The sequence below is a fragment of the Streptomyces sp. NPDC041129 genome (genome assembly GCF_055592265.1).
This window is the reverse complement of sequence record NZ_JBVIYV010000004.1, coordinates 49,233-67,209: the sequence shown is the minus strand read 5'-3', so window position 1 is coordinate 67,209 and position 17,977 is coordinate 49,233. Positions and strand designations below refer to the sequence as shown.

The following is a 17,977-nucleotide window of genomic DNA, read 5'->3' as shown; positions in this document are numbered from 1 at the left end:
GCGCCCGCGGGCCCGGGGCGGCCGGATCACGAGACGGGCCTTGCCCGGCTGTATAGGCTCATGCAGAGTTCTAGATGTCTGAATAGGTCATGGGTTCACACGGAGGGGGAGCACAGCATGAGCGTCGACCGGAGCACGGGCGTGACGGACACCCCGGCGACCCGTCTGCAGGCGCTCTTCGAAGGGCACCGGCTCACCCCGACCCAGCGGCGCATCGCGCACAGCATGGTGCGGCGGGCCGCCGACGTCCCCTTCCTGTCCAGCGTGGAGCTGGCCGAACTGGCCGGGGTCAGCCAGCCCTCGGTGACCCGGTTCGCGGTCGCCCTCGGCTTCGACGGCTACCCCGCCCTGCGCAGGCACCTGCGGGAGGTCGTGCCCGCCGAGCAGGCCGCCGCCGGGGCGGGCTCCTACAACGAGTACCAGCAGGCCGTCGAGGCCGAGATCGAGAACCTGAGGCACCTCGCGGAGCTGCTCGCCGACCCCCGGCCGGTGCAGAAGGCCGGCCGGATCCTGGCGGCCTCGCGCCCGCTGCCGGTGCTCGGGCTGCGCGCCGCCGCCTCCCAGGCGTACGGCTTCGCGTACTTCGCCGCCAAGGTCCACCCGGACGTCCGGCTGCTCAACGAGGGCGGCACGATGATCCAGGACCGTATCGACGCGGCCGTCCGCGCGGGCGCCACGGCCCTGCTCTGCTTCGCGCTGCCCCGGCATCCGCGCGAGGTGGTCGACACCCTCTCCTACGCCCAGGAGGCGGGCCTGACCGTCGTCACGGTCGCCGACTCCGCGTTCGCGCCCGTCGCCCGCCACTCCGATCTGCTGCTGCCCGCCGCGGTCGGCACCGGGCTCGCCTTCGACACCGCGTGCGCGCCGATGCTGCTCGGGCGGGTGCTGCTGGAGGCGCTGTGTGACGATCTGCCCGACGCGCAGGCCCGGTTGGAGCAGTTCGACGCGAACGCCGCCGCCCGGGGGTTGTTCGTCGAGTGACCCGACGCGCTCTCAGACTCGTCTCACGTTCTGCCGTTAGCGTCGTGTCCGGACCCAGGGGCTGGGTGGACACGCAGACGTGACACGGGAGGCTGACGTGGCGCGCGGAGGGCAGGGACTGGCCCGGGTGGCCGTCGTCGTACGGGCGGGTGCCGCACCGCTGTGGTGGTTCGGGGTGGTGGCCGCCGGTATCGGAGTACTGCCGCCCGGGGTGACCGGGCGCCGGATCGGGGTGATGGCGGGGACCGCACTGTTCCTGGTCGCCCTGGCCGTCGTGGCACTGGTGCGCAGGAAGCGGTACGCCGCGCTCACCCGCGGGGCCGCCCGGGCGGGCAAGTACGACGTGCTGCAGGACCGGGCGGTGACCGTGCGCAACTGGCGCCGGGGACACCGGTGGTGGCTGCTGCTGGCGTTCGCGGTGGCGCTCGGCAGCTCGTTCGCGGTGCCCGCTGCCGGGGGCATGCTGCTGGCCGGGGCCGGCACCGGGCTCAGACTGAAGGCCGCGTGGCTCGGGCGGCGGGAGCGGGCCGGGGAGACGCTGCTGTGGGTGCGGGTCGACTGGCTCGACCGGCGGGGCGGCGGACCGGCGGGCAAGGCCGTGAAGGGCCTGCGCGCGACGGGCGTCGCGGCCGGCGACGCGACCCCCGGCGGGTCCCGCCGCCGTACCGCGGCACTGGTCTGACCTCGAGCGGGTCCGGAGGGCCTAGACCTCCAGTTCCTCCTCGATCCTCTTGAGCTGGTGCCGGGCCATCGCCAGGTTGGCCCGGTTCTGCTCCAGGACGAGGTAGAGGAACAGGCCGTTCCCGCCGCGGCCCTTGAGCAGGCGGATCAGGTGGTACTGGTCCGTCAGCGTGATCAGGATGTCGTCGATCTCGGCCTTGAGGCCCAGCATCTCCATCGTGCGCATCTTGGCGCGGATCACGTCCGTGTTGCCCGCGGCGGCCACGTTGAGGTCGAAGGTCTTGGTGCCGCCCATCGTGCCCAGCGCCATGCCGCTGGTGTAGTCGACGAGTGCGACGCCGGTGGCGCCCTCGATGGAGGTCAGGGCCTCTTTCAGGGCGGTTTCCGTGTTGGCCATGGTGGTCCTCTCAGTTGTCGGTTGCGGTGCGCGCTTCGGTGGCCGTGGTGCGTGGCACGCGCGTGGTGCGAGTACGTGCGGGTGTTGTCCTGGCGGGCCGTGCGGTGGGTGCCGCGGCCCGGGCGGCGGCCTCGGCGGCGTCGAGCAGCTCCCCGATGCGGGCGCCGGACCGGCGGCCCTCGAGGTGGAGCCGGCCGACGTTCACCCGGTCCTGGGTGAGCAGGGTCAGCACGGCGGTGCGGCCGGCCGCGTAGGTGGCGACGTAGCCGTGTTCGCCGCGCACAAGCAGTTCCCGGAAGCCGCCGTTGCCGGTGGCGTCGGCGACCCGTACGGACACGCCGAGGGCGGCCGCGGTGAGCGCCGCGAGGCCTTCCGGGTCGACGCCGGGTGTGTCGTGGGCGACGACGAGTCCGTCTACGCCGGCTGCGAGGGCGCCGGTGAGCTGCGGGACGCGGGTGCGCAGCCGGCGCAGCTCGTCCAGCACGGTCTCCAGGTCGTGTTCGGGCACCATCAGCTCTCTCCTCTCGGCGGCGGGGTGGTGCCGTTCAAAGCGCCTCCAGCGCATCCCTGAGCCTCTTCAGCAGCGCGATGTCGGGGTCGGTGACCGTGAGCGGGGGAGCCGGCGGAAGCGGCGGCGGGTCGGGTGCCGTGTGCATCGGCCGGACCAGTCCGGCCGCCGTGAGCCGGCGTACGTCCACCAGCGTGTGGAAGGCTTGTCTGCCTAAGTCACGGGCGATCTCCGGGGCCGTGCGGACGCCGTCCACCCGGTCCAGGACGGCCCGCCGGCGCGGTGTGACCTGCGCCCCCGCGGCCGGATCGGCGCGGATCAGCGGGGCGCTGTCCACCGCCGGGTCCGGCCACAGCCGGTGCAGCAGCAGCCGGCGGCGCAGCGTCTCGCGCTCCAGCGCGATGACCGGGACCGAGGGCAGCGGGCCGATGCGGGGCGAGCCGTCGTACCGGAACCGGCCGGGGGTGCTGCTCGGCGCCAGGGCGAAGTACCCGGCGTCGTACAGCGTGTCCAGGTGGCACAGTTCCAGCGCGCCCGAGGGCAGCAGTCCGGCGTCGAGCAGCAGCCGGGCGGCGTCCACCGGGCCGCCGGCCCGGTCGGCCGCCCGCTGCCACGCGGCCGCCGCGAGGGTGCCGTGGGCGGTGAGCAGCACGTTCAGGCCGGGTGCGAGGGGGCTCTCGGCGTGCACGACCCGGCCCCGGGCGAGGTACAGGGTGCCGTGTTCGCGGACGAGCACGCCGGTGGCCTGCTCTTCGGCGAGCCGCCTGAGCATCGGCGACAGCGCGCCCGCGGTCCGGTCGGCCGCGGCCGACCTGTCCCGCACCGGCAGCGGCGGAGGTGTGCCGACCATGGTCATCCCAGCACCAGCCGGTCGGCCATCTCGCCCAGCCGGATGCGGGCCAGGGCCAGGTTGCCCTCCTCGCGGCCCAGCCACAGGTGGAGGAAGACGCTGCTGTCGAAGGACGTGACCACGAACCGCAGCAGGTGGTAGCTGTCGCGGTTGCTGATGATCACGTCCTCGACGGGCGGGCGCCCGTCCTCGGCGTCCCCGGCCGTGAAGGCGCCGTGCTCGGCGGCCAGCCTGGCCAGTTCGGCGGCCTCGGCGGCGGTGGTCTCGTGGTCACCGCCCGGGGCTTCCCCGACGGATCCCAGGGCCAGTCCGCTCGTCCAGTCCACCAGCGCGGCTCCCCGGGCACCGGGCAGCCGCATCGCATCCAGTAGGCACTCGTCGATTCCGGGCACGCCGGTTCCCCTCCCCGCCTGTACTCCGGTTGAGTGACAGAGACACTACGCAACGTGTGTGTGACGGGTGAGGGCTTTGGCATTTTCCATTGGAACGTGCGCCCGGCGTACTAAGGTGGGTCAACTGACGGCTGTTTGCCGCCAGTTGATCCATTTGTTCGATGGGGCGCGGCAGTGTGTCAACGGCTCCCAGATGCGCGCAGGGTGGTGAGCGCGGACGCGTGCGCCCCTCCGGACTCGGCCACGACCTCCGCCACCGTCTGCGGCTCCCGCACGGTCGCGAAGGCGACGCCTCCGGAGCCGTCCGGCGCGAAACCGTAAATGCCGGGCCGGGCCAGTGAGTTGTAGGCGTAGTGGTGCGCGAAGTAGTACGCGCCCGTGTCCAGCGCCGCCGCGTAGTCGCCCTGCTCCAGCAGGGGCAGTGCGCGCCCCTCTGCGAGCAGGTCGCCCGAGAAGCAGGCGGGCCCCGCCACGTCCTGCGTCACCTCGGGGCCCGGCTTCGGTCGGCCCTTGGCGTCGTACGCGGCGATCCGCAGCGGCCACGCCCCCGGCGCGTACACCGTCCGCGTGGCCACCTGCACGCCCGCGTGCGTCACCGCGATCCGCCGCCCGCCGGAGCTCTTCGCGTACTCCACCCGCGCCACCACCGTGCCGTGCTTGGCCAGCAGCGACCGCCCGAACTCGGTGACGATCCCGTACCGCCCGTCGAACAGCCCCGGCACCTCCTCCTTGAGCGTGCGCGCGTACTGGGCGTACGTAGGCGCGGTCACCTCTCCCTCGAAGTTGACCGGCAGTCCGCCGCCGATGTCGAGCGTGTCGATCTGCCGCCGCCCGATCCGCGCGTTGATCTCCTCGGCCAGCGCGTACGTCTCCGCCGCACCCCGCGCCAGCAGCGACAGCGGGATGCCCTGGGAGCCGGTGTGCGCGTGCAGCCGGGTCAGCCACGGCCGGTCGGCGTAGGCCCGCACGACCCACTCGCGGGCTCCCTCGTCGCGCAGCGCCACCCCGAACTTCGAGGTCTCGGTCGCGGTCGAGGTCGCCCCGATGGTGCCGCCGCCGATCTGCGGGTTGACCCGGATGCCGAGCGGTGACCGGGGGGTCGCCGGCCCCACCAGCGCGTCGAGCCGGTCCAGCTCCTGCGGGTTGTCCGCGTTCACGGCGACGCCCAGCGCCAGCGCCTCGCGCAGCTCGGCCGGCGTCTTGGCGGGGGAGTCGAGCACCGTGTTCTCCGGCGGCAGCCCCGCCGCCCGTGCCAGCGCAAGCTCGCCCGGGCTCGCCACCTCGGCGCCGATGCCCTCCTCGTGCAGCAGTCGCAGTACCGGCACCAGTGGGCTCGCCTTCACCGCGAAGGCGTGCAGCACCGGTGTCCCCGGCGCCGTGACCGCGTCGAAGGCCGCCCGCAGCGCGGCCGCCGACTCCCGGATGCCGGTGACGTCCAGCAGCCCCACCACGGCCGCGTCCGGCCCCAGCAGCCCCTGCTCCACCGCTCCGCGCACCGCCTCGTCGCGCCGGGCGGCCCGCTCCCGGGCCTCGCCGTCGGTGTCGTGGTCCACGACCTCTCCCCTCCTGTCGGCCTTCGTGTACTTCCAGCCAAACATCCGGGGCGCGCGAGTGTGAGCGCGGGGAGGTGTTGACTAGTTCTATTCAGGGAGCGAGGATGTGAATAGAGGTAGTAACAGGAGGAGGCAGACGATGTCGGGACCCCGCCCCGTACGAGCACCGCGCGGCACGGAACTGAGCACCCTGGGATGGCAGCAGGAAGCCGCCCTGCGGATGCTGCAGAACAATCTCGACCCCGAGGTCGCCGAGCACCCCGACAAGCTCGTCGTCTACGGCGGCACCGGCAAGGCCGCCCGTGACTGGCGCTCCTTCGACGCCATGGTTCGCACGCTGCGCACGCTCAAGCAGGACGAGACCATGCTGGTCCAGTCCGGCCGTCCGGTCGGCGTGATGCAGACCCACGAGTGGGCCCCGCGCGTCCTCATCGCCAACTCCAACCTCGTCGGCGACTGGGCCAACTGGGAGGAGTTCCGCCGTCTGGAGGCCCTCGGCCTGACCATGTACGGCCAGATGACCGCCGGCTCCTGGATCTACATCGGCACCCAGGGCATCCTCCAGGGCACCTACGAGACCTTCTCCGCCGTCGCCGCGAAGAAGTTCGGCGGCACCCTCGCCGGGACCATCACCCTCACCGCCGGCCTCGGCGGCATGGGCGGCGCCCAGCCCCTCGCCGTGACCATGAACGACGGCGTCGCCATCTGCATCGACTGCGACCCGCGCGCCATCGAGCGCCGCATCGAGCACCGGTACCTGGACGTCAAGGCCGACTCCCTGGACCACGCGCTCCAGCTGGCCACCGAGGCCCGCGACGCCCGCCGCCCGCTGTCCATCGGTGTCCTCGGCAACGCGGCCGAGCTGGTCCCGCAGCTTCTGGCGATGGACGCGCCGATCGACATCGTCACCGACCAGACCTCCGCCCACGACCCGCTGGCGTACCTGCCCGTGGGCGTCGCCTTCGAGGACATGGCCGACGCCGCGGCGAAGGACCCGGCCGGCTTCACCACGCGTGCCCGTGAGTCCATGGCGAAGCACGTGGAGGCCATGGTCGGCTTCATGGACGCCGGTGCCGAGGTCTTCGACTACGGCAACTCCATCCGCGGCGAGGCCCAGCTCGCCGGGTACGACCGCGCGTTCGCCTTCCCCGGCTTCGTCCCCGCCTACATCCGGCCGCTGTTCTGCGAGGGCAAGGGCCCGTTCCGCTGGGCCGCCCTGTCCGGCGACCCCGCCGACATCGCCAAGACCGACAAGGCGATCCTCGACCTCTTCCCGGAGAACGAGTCCCTGGCCCGCTGGATCAAGATGGCCGGCGAGCGCGTCCACTTCCAGGGCCTGCCCGCGCGCATCTGCTGGCTCGGCTACGGCGAGCGCGACAAGGCCGGCGAGCGCTTCAACGACATGGTGGCCTCCGGCGAGCTGGCCGCTCCGCTGGCCATCGGCCGCGACCACCTCGACTGCGGCTCCGTCGCCTCCCCGTACCGCGAGACCGAGGCCATGCTCGACGGCTCCGACGCGATCGCCGACTGGCCGCTGCTGAACGCCATGGTCAACGTGGCTTCCGGCGCGTCGTGGGTGTCCCTCCACCACGGCGGCGGCGTCGGGATGGGTCGCTCCATCCACGCCGGCCAGGTGACGGTGGCCGACGGCACGAAGCTGGGCGGGGAGAAGATCCGGCGGGTGCTCACCAACGACCCCGGTATGGGCGTCATCCGGCATGTGGACGCCGGCTACGACATCGCGGAGTCCGTCGCGGACGAGCGGGGGGTCCGGGTGCCGATGCGTGAGGGTGACGAGGCGTGAGTTCTGTTCACGGCGGGGGCGGCGACGCCTCGGCGGGGGCTGAGGTGTCGTCGCCGGGTGCGGCCGCGGCTGTGCCCACCGGTTCCGCCCTGCGGAACGATCGCCCGCAGCCCGACGGGCCCGCCGCTCGTCAGGCGCCCTCCTTCCAGGAGATGTGGGCGGAGTTGCTGCCCATCGGGCGGCATCCCGACTCCGGGGGGTACCGGCGGTACGCCTGGAGTGGGGCCGACGGGGAGTGCCGGGCCTGGTTCGAGGAGCAGGCCCGGGCGCGCGGGCTGGCCTACGAGGTGGACCGGAACGGGAACCAGTGGGCCTGGCTGGGCGACCCGGCCGCCGGGGACGCCGTGGTCACCGGGTCGCACCTGGACTCGGTGCCGGACGGGGGCGCCTTCGACGGTCCCCTCGGTGTCGTGTCCTCCTTCGCGGCCCTCGACGAACTGCGCGCCAGGGGAGCCCGGTTCACCAAGCCCCTCGCCATCGTCAACTTCGGCGACGAGGAGGGCGCCCGGTTCGGTCTCGCCTGTGTCGGCTCCCGGCTCACCGCCGGACAGCTGACCGCCGAGCAGGCCCACCGCCTCACCGACGCGGACGGTGTCACCCTCCCCCGGGCCATGGAGGCCGCCGGCTACGACCCCGAGGCCATCGGGGCCGACCCGGAACGGCTGGCCCGGATCGGCGCCTTCGTGGAACTCCACGTCGAACAGGGCCGCGCGCTGGACCTGTCCGGCGACCGGGTCGGCATCGCCAGCGCCATCTGGCCGCACGGTCGCTGGCGCTTCGACTTCCGCGGCGAGGCCAACCACGCGGGCACCACCCGCCTGGTGGACCGGCGCGACCCGATGCTGTCGTACGCCGAGACGGTGCTCGCCGCCCGCCGCGAGGCCGAACTCGCCGGTGCCGTCGCCACCTTCGGCAAGATCGCCGTCGAGCCCAACGGCGTCAACGCCATCCCCTCCCTGGTGCGCGGCTGGCTCGACTCCCGCGCCGCCGACCAGGCGACCCTGGACACCGTCGTCGGCGGCATCGAGAAGGCCGCGCGCGAGTACGCCGACGCCCACGGAATCGACCTGGACGTCGTCCGGGAGTCCTTCACCCCGGTGGTCGAGTTCGACCACGCGCTGCGCGACGAACTCGGCCGCGTCCTCGGGAAGGACACCGGCCTCAAGGTGCCCGTCCTCGGTACCGGCGCCGGACACGACGCCGGAATCCTCTCCGGGCGCATCCCGACCGCCATGCTGTTCGTGCGCAACCCCACCGGCGTCTCGCACTCCCCGGCCGAGTCCGCGGCCGAGGACGACTGCCTGGCCGGGGTGCGCGCGCTCGCCGACGTACTGGAAGGGCTGGCCTGCACGTGACCGACGCGACCTACTGGCTGGAGCACGCCTGGCTCGGCACCCATGTCGAGCCCGGCGTGGTGGTGGCGGCCGCGGACGGCCGGATCACCGCCGTCCGCACCGGCGTGCCCACCCCGCCGCCCGGCGCCGAGGTGCTGCGCGGCCTGACCCTGCCCGGCCTGGCGAACGCCCACTCGCACGCCTTCCACCGGGCGCTGCGCGGCACGGTCCAGGTCGGCAGCGGCACCTTCTGGACCTGGCGCGAGGTGATGTACTCCGTCGCCGACCGGCTGACCCCAGAGACCTACCACGCCCTCGCCCGCGCGGTGTACGCCGAGATGGCCCTGGCCGGCATCACCTGCGTCGGCGAGTTCCACTACGTGCACCACGCGCCCGGGGGCACCCCCTACGCCGAGCCCAACGCCATGGGCGAGGCGCTGATCGCGGCCGCCGCCGACGCCGGTATCCGCATCACCCTCCTGGACACCGCCTACCTTTCCTCCGCCATCCGGAACAAGCACAGCGGCGAGCCGCCCAACGCCCACCAGCTGCGCTTCTCCGACGGCAGCGCGGAGGCCTGGGCCGAACGCTGTTCAGTTCTCAAGGAACGGGACCACGCGCGGATCGGGGCGGCGATCCACTCCGTACGGGCCGTGCCCGCGGACCAGATGGCGACCGTGGCACGCTGGGCGGAGGAGCGGCGGGCCCCGCTGCACGTGCACCTGTCCGAGCAGACCGCCGAGAACGAGGCCTGCCGGGCCGCGCACGGCCGCACCCCGACCCAACTGCTCGCCGACCACGGCGTCCTCGGGCCGCGCACCACCGGAGTGCACAACACCCACCTCACCGACGAGGACATCGCGCTGCTCGGCGGCTCGGCCACGGGCACCTGCATGTGCCCCACCACCGAACGCGACCTGGCGGACGGCATCGGCCCGGCCGTCGCCCTGCAGCGGGCGGGTTCCCCGCTCTCCCTGGGCTCCGACAGCCACGCGGTCATCGACCTGTTCGAAGAGGCACGCGCGATGGAGCTGAACGAGCGGCTGCGCACCCGCACCCGGGGCCACTGGACGGCCGCCGCACTGCTGCGCGCCGCCACCGCCGACGGCCACGCGGCCCTCGGCTGGCAGGACGCCGGCACCATCGAGGCGGGCGCGCTCGCCGACCTGACGACGATCGCGCTCGACTCGGTCAGGACGGCCGGGCCGCTGCCCCGACTGGGCGCCGAGACGGCCGTATTCGCGGCGACCGCGGCGGACGTGCGGCACACGGTCGTGGGCGGTCGTCATGTCGTACGGGACGGGGTCCACGCCCTCGTGCCGGACGTGCCTTCAGCGCTCGCGGACGCGATCGAAGCCCTGCGCGGCTGACGCCCGCGCGGCCGAAACCAGCCGACCCCCGACCGGCCACCCACGAGGACACCATGAGCAGCAGCACCGTCATCACCAACATCGCCACGCTGGTCACCAACGACCCCTCCCTCGGTGACAGGACCCCCCTCGGTCTGATCCAGGACGCGGCCGTCGTCATCGACGGCGACCGCATCGCGTGGACCGGTGAATCCAGGAAAGCACCCGCCACTGACAACCGGGTCGACGCGGGCGGCCGGGCGGTGCTGCCGGGCTTCGTGGACTCCCACTCCCACCTGGTCTTCGCCGGTGACCGCACCCAGGAGTTCAACGCCCGGATGTCCGGCCGCTCCTACACCGCGGGCGGCATCCGCACCACGGTCGCGGCCACCCGCGCCGCCACCGACGCGGAGCTGGAGGCGAACCTCACTCGCTACCTGACGGAAGCCCTCCGCCAGGGCACCACCACCTTCGAGACGAAGTCGGGCTACGGCCTCACCGTCGAGGACGAGGCCCGCGCCCTGCGCCTCGCGGCCCGGCACACCGACGAGGTGACGTTCCTCGGCGCCCACATCGTCTCCCCCGAGCACGCCGACGACCCGGCGGCCTACGTCGCCCTGGTCACCGGCGAGATGCTGGACGCCTGCGCGCCGCACGCCCGCTGGATCGACGTCTTCTGCGAGAAGGGCGCCTTCGACGGCGACCAGGCCCGCGCGATCCTCACCGCCGGCCGGGACAGGGGCCTGCACCCCCGGATCCACGCCAACCAGCTCTCCTACGGCCCAGGCGTCCAGCTCGCCGTCGAGCTGGACGCGGCCAGCGCCGACCACTGCACCCATCTCACCGACGCGGACGTCGACGCCCTCGCCCACAGCGACACGGTCGCCACCCTGCTGCCCGGCGCCGAGTTCTCCACCCGCGCGGAGTGGCCCGACGCCCGCCGGCTGCTGGACGCGGGCGTCACCGTGGCCCTGTCGACGGACTGCAACCCGGGCTCGTCGTTCACCTCCTCGGTCCCGTTCTGCGTCGCGCTCGCGGTGCGGGACATGGGGATGACCCCGGACGAGGCGGTCTGGTCGGCCACGGCCGGCGGCGCGGCGGCCCTGCGCCGCACGGACATCGGCCGCCTCACCCCGGGGGCCCGCGCCGACCTGCTGCTGCTCGACGCCCCGAGCCATGTGCACCTGGCCTACCGGCCGGGCGTGCCGCTGGTCGCCGGCGTCTGGCGGCGCGGCGTGCGCGAGGTCTGATCCGGGCGTCCGCCCCGGCCGGTCAGGCGGCCCCGGCCCGCCACCGCTGCGCCGGCTCCCCGGCCAGCGGCCGCAGCACGACCCCGTCGCCGCCGTCCGGGGTCACCGCCGTGCCGGTGTCGATCACCGGGCGGATCGTGCCGTCGGGGTCGACGCCGAAACGGAGGTTCCGGCCGTTGCGGCCGTAGACCGAGTCGCACTCCCAGATGCCCACGCCCCGGTCGGTCGAGCCGCGGCTGTCCAGGCAGAAGTCGGAGTCGGCGGCCGAGCGCAGGACGCCCGGGCCCGCGTCGACCCGCCAGCGCTGGGTGGCGGAGGAGTCGCAGGGCGCCATCACGACGTCGTTGCCGTTCCACAGCTCGCCGTCCCGGATGTCCAGGCAGCGGCCCGTGGCCAGGTTCACCACCTGCGCGAAGGCGCCGCCCGGAGGCGCGGGCGCCGGGGACGGGGGCGGGGTGCCGCGGCTGGGCGGCGGGGAGGTGGCCGGACGGTGCGAAGTCCCGCTCGGCGACGGCGACGGCGACGGCGAGGCGGTGGTGCGCGACGGCGTCGGGGCGGGCGACGGGGAGAGCGAGACCGTGGCCGTCACCGTCACCGGCGGGGGAGTGAGCGTCGCCGCGGTCGCGTGCCGGTCGGAGGCCTCGGACGGGGAGAGCAGGAAGACCAGCAGGGGGGCCAGGGCGACACCCAGCGCCGTCGAGGCCAGCAGGTAGCGGCGGCCGGGCGTCCGGTTCCGGCGGGCGGCGCGCGGGCCGGGGGCGGGAGCCGGACCGGCGGGACGGAGGTACGACGTCCCGTGCCAGGGGAGCAGGCCCTCCGCCAGGGTCTGCCGCGGGGCGTCCCGCAGCGCGGTCAGCTCCTCGACGGCGGCCGTGCAGTGCGGGCATTGGGCGCGGTGGGCGTCCAGGTCGGCGCTGCGGCGGGGGCCGTCGGGACGTACCGCCTCCTCGATCAGCCGGCGGAAGTCGGCGCAGCGCGGGTCGTCCGAGCCGGCCAGGCGGTGCCGCAGGCAGGCCTGGGCCAGCGCCTGCACCGCCTGCGGGGTGTCATGGGTCACGTCCACACGGCTCAGGCCGAGATAGGCGGCGGTGCGCTCCACGGGCTCCGCTTCGAGGATGCCGTACCAGATCAGGCCCTGGGTGCGGGACGGAAGCGTCTGGAACGCCGGGAGGAGCGGTGGTGTGGGCCCGTCGGGCAGACCGCCGGCGTTCAGAACCAGCAGCAGGCCCGCGTCGACGCCCGCGGAGCGTTCGTCGGCAGCCCAGGCGGCCGCCAGCCGGGCGGTGAGCAACAGGAGCTGGTGGCGCAGGGGCACGTCCGGCTCCCGGCCGCGGGCCGTCTCGCGGGCCGCCGCGGTGAAGGTCTCCGCCGCCAGCCGGCGGGCCGCCGACTCGCTCGCGGCGCACAGCCCGGCGTAGGCGAGGACCGCCGGCTGGTGCCGGCGGCGCAGTTCCTGAAGGGCCGGGTAGGCCGTCGGGGACGGGGCGCGCAGCAGCGCCGTCAGCCGCGCGTCCGGCGCTTCGGCGAGTCCCGTGTCCGCCTCGGCCCCGTCGCCGCCCTGGGTCATCGCCCGCCCTCCGTCTCCCGAACTCTCCGGCGTACCGGCCGGTTTGGGGGCTCATGGTGGTGGAGCGGCGCGGTTCGGGAAAGACGTTTCCCTGGGTAACCCCGGTAACGGTTCGCGCATGCGCAGGCGCGCGGGCCCAACGAGTGCGCCCGGCGCCCCGACTCATGAGCAGGGCCGGCATGAGGGCTGGGGCGCCGGGTACCCGCCATTCGGGGTACTCCGTCCCGGAAACGGCGAAGCGGCCCGGACCGCCGTGGACCGGGCCGCCTGGCACGCGGCACCAAAGGGATCACTCCTCGACGGTCAGCCCCTTGCGCAGCCGCACCAGCGTCCGCGACAGCAGCCGGGAGACGTGCATCTGGGAGATGCCCAGTTCCTCGCCGATCTCCGACTGGGTCAGGCCCGCGACGAATCGCAGAGAAAGGATCTTCCGGTCCCTGGAGGGGAGTTCGGCGATCAGCGGCTTCAGCGACTCGACGTACTCGATGCCTTCCAGCCCGTGGTCCTCGTATCCGATGCGGTCCGCGAGGGCGCCCTCGGAGTCGTCCTCCTCGGGCTGGGCGTCCAGGGAGGATGCGGTGTAGGCGTTGGAGGCGGCCATGCCCTCGACGACCTCGTCGTTGGAGATGCCGAGCCGCTCGGCGAGTTCCGCCACGGTGGGGGCGCGGTCCAGCTTCTGCGCGAGCTCGTCGCCGGCCTTGGCCAGGTCCAGCCGCAGCTCCTGGAGCCGGCGCGGCACCCGCACGGACCAGGAGGTGTCACGGAAGAAGCGCTTGATCTCGCCGATGATGGTCGGCATCGCGAATGTGGGGAACTCCACACCGCGGGAGAGCTCGAAGCGATCGATCGCCTTGATCAGGCCGATGGTGCCGACCTGGATGATGTCCTCCATCGGCTCGCTGCGCGAGCGGAAGCGGGAGGCGGCGAACTTGACCAGCGCGAGGTTCAGCTCGACGAGCGTGTCGCGCACGTACGAGTAGTCGGGCGTCCCCTCCTCGAGCGACTCGAGGCGCTCGAAGAGCGTCCGGGACAACGCGCGGGCGTCGACCGGGCCGACCTCGTCGAAGGGCGGGATCTCCGGGAGTCCCTCGATCGCCTCGAGGGGATTGATGGGATGATCCAGTTCCGGTGGGGGTGTCGACGTCGCGATCGGGGTATGCGATTCGTCGAGCCGGGGTGACATGGGTGTCCTCCATCGTTCTCGGCATATGGCTGCCGAAGCCAAAAAACGTGCACGTGCGGTGTGCGGCGCCTCCGAAGCCGGCGTGTAGGGCTGTGTGTCTTTACTAGCCCTACCCGCTTCACCGAGCACGTCGCAAGTGCGTTCTGTGGTGATATGTCCGATTGTGGGAGGTTGTTCGGGTGTCGGAGTGCGATTGAAAGGCGTAATGTTCGAGGGCATCAGCAGCCACGACCTCGGGAGAGAGACGGCATGGATCACGGGACGGTCGGCAGCGCACAGTCGGGCCGGCTTCTGGTGGAGGTGCGGGAAGAGGGTCCCAGCGCCGTAGTTACACCTGCGGGTGAACTGGACCACCACACCGCCGATCTTCTGCGCGAGCCGCTCGACGACCTTCTGGAGAAGGGATTCTCACGGCTCGTGGTGGACTGCTCGCGGCTTGAGTTCTGCGACTCCACGGGACTGAACGTTCTGCTCGGGGCGCGCCTCAAGGCCGAGGCCGCCGGCGGCGGAGTGCACCTGGCGGGCATGCTCCCGGTGGTGGCACGCGTTTTCGAGATCACCGGGGCCGAGGCGGTCTTCACCGTCCATGACTCCGTGGCGGCCGCACTGGCCGGCGACTCCGACTGAATCCGTGCTCCCGCCGTTCCCGGACGGCCGATGTCTGTACGGGGCACCGGTCATCTCCAAACGGGGGGTGTTCCGCCGGATCCGTCGGGCAGGAGTCATCCTGAAAGCCGTCGACCGCGGCCATGCCGAGCTGTCGGGGAGCCGATGAACGGCCTGGGCGCGACGTACGTGCGAGAGGGCGGACGACGGAGGAGTCGTGGGCGGACTGTGTACGGACCGCTCGGCACCGACCGGTGCCGGAAATGTTGAACTGTGAACTGGTGGATCGGTGAGGTGAAGCGCTGATGAGCACCACCCGGCCTTACTCGCCGGGCGACCGCGGCCCGGAGCCCAGCGGCGCTTCCGGGGCGTCCGAAGGGGGTGCGCCGGAGCCGGGCGCGTCCACGGGGGCAGCCGCGCCGTCCGTGCCGTCCGAGGGTGCGCCCCCGGGGCGGGGGCGGCAGGTACGCACGCTCCGCCTGGACGGCGAGAGCGGCGTCGTCCCGCTCGCCCGTGACTTCACCCGCCAGGCACTGCACGCGTGGGGCTGGCTGCCCGCGGCCGGCGCCGATCAGCGTGCCGCCGCCGAGGACGTCCTGCTCGTGGTGTCCGAACTGGTCACCAACGCCTGTCTGCACGCCGAGGGTCCGGACGAGCTGCTCCTCGCCTGCGACAACAAGGTGATCCGGCTGGAGGTCTCCGACCGGGGCACCGGTCAGCCGGCCCCCCGCACCCCGCACCGCGCCGGCCGCCCCGGCGGCCACGGCATGTTCATCGTGCAGCGGCTCTGCCTCGACTGGGGCGTCCTGCGCGTCCCCGGCCGCGACGGCAAGACTGTGTGGGCGGAGCTTGGCGCACCGGCGTAACCCGCCGAGACGCGTCCAGACCACCGCCTGACACGCCGGCGTCACCCGCCGGCGTGGGTCGGCTTTCGGCGTCGGCGCACCGGCACGGCCACCGGGCGGACCCGCCTGCGGCGCTGACGCGCCCACCGGGCACGGCCGCTCGCCGCACCCACCGAGCGTGGCCGCTCGCCGCACCGGCATGCCACCGCGCGCTCGCGCCGCTGCACCCGCTCACGCGCACCCCCACATACGCCCCCGAGGCATCCACGCCCTTGAGGCGCCCCCCAGAGGTGCCGCGCATTTCTGCCCCGGGCCGTCCCTCCGCGCAGCCCCGGCCGGGTCCAGCGGCTCGCACCTCAGATCTTGCTCAGAACCCCCAGGCGATTTGCCTCCAAGATCAAATACGGCATGGCGTCCCCGTCGTTCGTGCAAGCAAAGTGAACGGGCATGCTGCCCGCCGGGCGAATCCGCAGTTGAGCGATTGACCATCGCCTGCGCTGCCCGGCGGAGGAAAGAGGAGCAAATGATCTGGGGGAAGAAGGTGGCGGGCGGCGCGCTCGCCGCCGTCCTCATGGCGACGGGGACCGGCCTCGCCACCGCGGGCACCGCGGAGGCGGCCGCCGCCAAGTACAAGTGCACGGCTGTGGTCCACCTCGACCTGGGCCGGCCCAAGGCCACGTCCTCGTGCAAGAAGTCCGCGTCGGGCAAGAAGGTGGCCCGGCACCGGGTGAAGCTGGTCTGCGACGTCGTCCGCGGCCGGGGCACCCCGCACGAGATCCCGTGGTACGTGTGGGGGCCCTGGGTGAAGCCGGGTCAGAAGTCCACCGTGATGTGCGGCTTCAGCAGCTTCACCCGGTCCTGGTCGGTCGAGACGAAGTCCTGACCCCCTGATCCAGGGACCCGTACACAAGGGCGGAGGGCCGCCGCACATCCTGTGCGGCGGCCCTCCGCCCTTGTGTACGGGGGTGCGTCAGCGAACGTCGCCCATCAGCGACTTCACCTTCCGGCGGTACATCCACACCGCGAATCCGGCGAGCGCCGCGAGGGCCGCCTCCCCGAAGACCGCGCCCGTGCCGCCGAGGTCGACCCCGGCGATGGCCGGGTTGGACAGCAGGCTGGTGATGGAGTCGCCCGCGGTGACCGCGAGGAACCACACGCCCATCATCTGGCTGGCGTACTTGGCCGGGGCCATCTTCGTCGTCACCGACAGACCCACCGGCGACAGGCACAGCTCACCGACGGTCTGGATGAAGTAGATGCCGACCAGCCACATCGGGCTGACCGAGGTGCCGTTGGCGGCCATGCCCAGCGGGATCAGGAAGAAGAAGAACGACACGCCGATCAGGACCAGGCCCATCGAGAACTTCACGATGGTGCTGGGCTCCTTGCCCTGGCGGTTCAGCCACATCCAGACCCAGGCGAAGACCGGGGCCAGCGCCATGATGAACAGCGGGTTCAGCGACTGGTACCAGGAGGACGGGAAGTCGAAGCCCAGCAGCGAGCCGGAGGCCTTGCCCTCACCGAACGCCTGGACCGTGGACGCGCCCTGGTCGTAGATCATCCAGAACACGGCGGCCGCGACGAAGAACCAGATGTAGCCGGTCATCTTCGACTGCTCGGTGGACGACAGCTCCTTGTCCCGCTTGATGCGCATCAGCACACCGGCCGGGATGACCAGACCGATGACGGTCAGCGGGATCATCGCCCAGTTCAGGGTGAAGTGGCCGGTGACGCCCACGACGCCGTAGAACACGGCCGCGATGATGAGCCAGGTCAGGCCCTTGCGCAGCCAGGAGGTCCGCTCCTCGGTGCTCAGCGGCTTCGGGACGACGCTGCTCTGCGGGTTCAGGTGGCGGGTGCCGAGCAGGAACGCGGCCAGACCGATCGCCATGCCGACCGCGGCCATGCCGAAGCCGAGGTGCCAGTTGACCTTCTGGCCGACGGTGCCGATGGCCAGCGGGGCGAAGAAGGCGCCCGCGTTGATGCCCATGTAGAAGATCGTGAAGCCACCGTCACGGCGCGGGTCGTCCGGGCCGTCGTACAGGTGCCCCACCATCGTGGAGATGTTGGCCTTGAGCAGACCGGAACCGGCCGCGACCAGCGCCAGACCGGCGAAGAACGGCGCCTGGCCGCCGGGCAGGGCCAGCACGACGTGGCCGGACATGATCGTCACAGCGGCGATGGCCACCGTCTTGCGCGGGCCCCAGACACGGTCGCCGAGCCAGCCACCGGGCATGGCGAGCAGGTACACCATCGCCGAGTAGACGGACACGATCACCGTGGTGGTGGCCACGTCCATGGCCAGGCCGCCGCCCATGCTGCCCTTGCCGGCATCGGGGCCGCCGGAGAGCAGGTAGACGGTGAGCAGGGCCTTCATGCCGTAGTAGGAGAATCGCTCCCACATCTCGGTCATGAAGAGAGTGGCCAGTCCGCGGGGGTGGCCGAAGAAGGTCTTCTCGGACCCGGGGGTGCCCGGGCGGACCGAGTCCTTCGTCAGGCTGGACGCCATGGTCGTTCCTTGCTGGTCGGGACGCGCGATGGAGCGTTGCGCGCCCGGTGGGGGGTGGCCGGCACCGGCAGGGTCGTCCGTCCACCCCCACGCCCAGGGGGAGTCCGCTCCGGATCGCGGAGCGGCGGACGGCGACCACCGGGATCCACGCCCCGCACGCGTCACTGC

General features: G+C 72.8%; 17 protein-coding genes. 9 read left to right on the top strand and 8 right to left on the bottom strand.

Features of this window, described 5'->3' with window-relative positions:
• Positions 1–117: 117 nt before the first annotated feature.
• Together ACZ6B1_RS15915 and ACZ6B1_RS15910 are read left to right on the top strand one after the other, a co-directional pair.
• Entirely contained in the window at positions 118–981 is an 864-nt protein-coding gene (locus ACZ6B1_RS15915) for a MurR/RpiR family transcriptional regulator (RefSeq protein ID WP_468778705.1), read from the top strand.
• Positions 982–1,078: 97 nt separating this feature from the next.
• Entirely contained in the window at positions 1,079–1,663 is a 585-nt protein-coding gene (locus ACZ6B1_RS15910; RefSeq protein WP_468778703.1) for a hypothetical protein, read from the top strand.
• Positions 1,664–1,684: 21 nt separating this feature from the next.
• Here the strand turns inward: ACZ6B1_RS15910 and ACZ6B1_RS15905 are convergent, their stop codons facing one another.
• The 5 genes from ACZ6B1_RS15905 to ACZ6B1_RS15885 form a co-directional block, all read right to left on the bottom strand.
• The gene (locus tag ACZ6B1_RS15905) at positions 1,685–2,059 is read right to left on the bottom strand and encodes a roadblock/LC7 domain-containing protein (RefSeq protein ID WP_468778701.1); all 375 of its coding nucleotides are present in this window, start codon (positions 2,057–2,059) and stop codon (positions 1,685–1,687) included.
• 10 nt (positions 2,060–2,069) lie between these two features.
• Complete coding sequence (locus ACZ6B1_RS15900; RefSeq protein WP_468778699.1) at positions 2,070–2,570, bottom strand: roadblock/LC7 domain-containing protein; 501 nt, start codon at positions 2,568–2,570, stop codon at positions 2,070–2,072.
• Positions 2,571–2,604: 34 nt separating this feature from the next.
• On the bottom strand, positions 2,605–3,423 hold the full coding sequence (locus ACZ6B1_RS15895) for a transcriptional regulator (protein WP_468778697.1): 819 nt from the start codon (positions 3,421–3,423) through the stop codon (positions 2,605–2,607).
• On the bottom strand, positions 3,420–3,809 hold the full coding sequence (locus tag ACZ6B1_RS15890; protein ID WP_199210805.1) for a hypothetical protein: 390 nt from the start codon (positions 3,807–3,809) through the stop codon (positions 3,420–3,422). Before ACZ6B1_RS15890 ends, ACZ6B1_RS15895 begins: the two co-directional genes overlap by 4 nt.
• 179 nt (positions 3,810–3,988) lie before the next feature.
• Positions 3,989–5,407: a type III PLP-dependent enzyme domain-containing protein gene (locus ACZ6B1_RS15885; RefSeq protein ID WP_468778695.1), complete on the bottom strand. Its 1,419-nt coding sequence runs from the start codon at positions 5,405–5,407 to the stop codon at positions 3,989–3,991.
• Positions 5,408–5,501: 94 nt separating this feature from the next.
• On the opposite strand from ACZ6B1_RS15885, the gene hutU reads away from it, so the two are divergent.
• The 4 genes from hutU (at position 5,502) to hutI (ending at position 11,099) form a co-directional block, all read left to right on the top strand.
• The gene (hutU, locus tag ACZ6B1_RS15880; RefSeq protein WP_468778692.1) at positions 5,502–7,166 is read left to right on the top strand and encodes a urocanate hydratase; all 1,665 of its coding nucleotides are present in this window, start codon (positions 5,502–5,504) and stop codon (positions 7,164–7,166) included.
• Between the two features lie 152 nt (positions 7,167–7,318).
• On the top strand, positions 7,319–8,521 hold the full coding sequence (locus ACZ6B1_RS15875) for an allantoate amidohydrolase (RefSeq protein WP_468779377.1): 1,203 nt from the start codon (positions 7,319–7,321) through the stop codon (positions 8,519–8,521).
• On the top strand, positions 8,518–9,870 hold the full coding sequence (locus tag ACZ6B1_RS15870) for a formimidoylglutamate deiminase (protein ID WP_468778690.1): 1,353 nt from the start codon (positions 8,518–8,520) through the stop codon (positions 9,868–9,870). The genes ACZ6B1_RS15875 and ACZ6B1_RS15870 overlap by 4 nt, the downstream gene beginning before the upstream one ends.
• A 53-nt stretch (positions 9,871–9,923) precedes the next feature.
• Positions 9,924–11,099: an imidazolonepropionase gene (hutI, locus tag ACZ6B1_RS15865; protein ID WP_468778687.1), complete on the top strand. Its 1,176-nt coding sequence runs from the start codon at positions 9,924–9,926 to the stop codon at positions 11,097–11,099.
• A 22-nt stretch (positions 11,100–11,121) separates the two neighbouring features.
• On the opposite strand, the gene ACZ6B1_RS15860 is transcribed toward hutI, so the two are convergent.
• Together ACZ6B1_RS15860 and ACZ6B1_RS15855 are read right to left on the bottom strand one after the other, a co-directional pair.
• Entirely contained in the window at positions 11,122–12,666 is a 1,545-nt protein-coding gene (locus ACZ6B1_RS15860) for an RICIN domain-containing protein (protein ID WP_468778684.1), read from the bottom strand.
• A gap of 289 nt (positions 12,667–12,955) precedes the next feature.
• Entirely contained in the window at positions 12,956–13,849 is an 894-nt protein-coding gene (locus ACZ6B1_RS15855) for an RNA polymerase sigma factor SigF (protein WP_468778682.1), read from the bottom strand.
• Between the two features lie 249 nt (positions 13,850–14,098).
• On the opposite strand from ACZ6B1_RS15855, the gene ACZ6B1_RS15850 reads away from it, so the two are divergent.
• From ACZ6B1_RS15850 to ACZ6B1_RS15840, 3 genes are all read left to right on the top strand, one after another.
• Positions 14,099–14,476, top strand: coding sequence for an STAS domain-containing protein (locus ACZ6B1_RS15850; protein ID WP_468778680.1), 378 nt, complete (start codon positions 14,099–14,101; stop codon positions 14,474–14,476).
• Positions 14,477–14,760: 284 nt separating this feature from the next.
• A complete protein-coding gene (locus ACZ6B1_RS15845; protein WP_445055353.1) occupies positions 14,761–15,321 on the top strand; it encodes an ATP-binding protein in 561 nt (186 codons plus the stop codon).
• A gap of 502 nt (positions 15,322–15,823) precedes the next feature.
• On the top strand, positions 15,824–16,183 hold the full coding sequence (locus tag ACZ6B1_RS15840) for a hypothetical protein (RefSeq protein ID WP_468778676.1): 360 nt from the start codon (positions 15,824–15,826) through the stop codon (positions 16,181–16,183).
• An 87-nt stretch (positions 16,184–16,270) separates the two neighbouring features.
• Here ACZ6B1_RS15840 and ACZ6B1_RS15835 read toward each other — a convergent pair whose 3' ends face one another.
• Positions 16,271–17,809: a peptide MFS transporter gene (locus ACZ6B1_RS15835; RefSeq protein WP_468778674.1), complete on the bottom strand. Its 1,539-nt coding sequence runs from the start codon at positions 17,807–17,809 to the stop codon at positions 16,271–16,273.
• Between the last annotated feature and the right edge of the window lie 168 nt (positions 17,810–17,977).